The organism is Synechococcus sp. CCAP 1479/9 (assembly GCF_019038535.1).
Classification (GTDB): Bacteria; Cyanobacteriota; Cyanobacteriia; order PCC-6307; family Cyanobiaceae; genus Cyanobium.
The window spans coordinates 1-722 of record NZ_JAFKRK010000088.1 but is presented as its reverse complement, the minus strand read 5'-3'; the positions used below and the strand labels follow the sequence as shown (position 1 = coordinate 722).

The following is a 722-nucleotide window of genomic DNA, read 5'->3' as shown; positions in this document are numbered from 1 at the left end:
GGCGTGTGCGGCGTCTGCTGCCGAACCTGCTGGTGTGCCTGGGGGTGACGAGCCTGGGGGTGGCGATGCTGATCCCGCCGCTGGAGAGCGGGCCGTATTTCATCGTCGCCCTCAAGGCGCTGTTCGGGTGGTCGAACAACTACCTGATGGGCCAGCTGGATTACTTCGCGACGGATTCGGACCTGAATCCGTTCCTGCACACCTGGTCGCTGGGCGTGGAGCAGCAGTTCTACCTGGTGTTCCCGCTGCTGATGGTGGCGATCGGCTACGGGGTGCGGCGGAGCGTGCCGCTGCTGGCGGCGCTGATCGTGCTGTCGCTGGGGGCGAGCTGGTGGTGGACGCAGAGCGCCCCGATGGCGGCGTTCTTTCTGATGCCGAGTCGGCTGTGGGAACTGACGGTGGGCTCGTTGCTGCTGGTGGCGCAGCGGCGGGGTCTGCTGGGGGCGAGCTGGCTGCAGGGCCGCTGGCCGCGGCTGGCGGGGGCGGCGCTGCTGCTGTGGGCGGTGGTGATGACGTCGGAGCGTGAGGGCTTCCCGGTGCCTGGGGTGCTGCCGGCGGTGGTGGGGACGCTGCTGGTGCTGCAGGCGGGCCCTGGAGAGGGGGGGAGATTTCTGCCGGGCCGCTGGCTGGAGCGGGTGCTGCTGACGTGCGGGCTGCTGTCGTATTCGCTGTACCTGTGGCACTGGCCGGTGATCGTGCTGCTGCGCTGGACGTGGGGGATG

The 722-nt window shown here is 69.7% G+C and carries 1 protein-coding gene; it reads left to right on the top strand.

The window, feature by feature from the left end; genetic code table 11:
• On the top strand, positions 1-722 hold a 722-nt coding region (locus tag KUG38_RS16820), incomplete at both ends, for an acyltransferase family protein (RefSeq protein WP_216923561.1).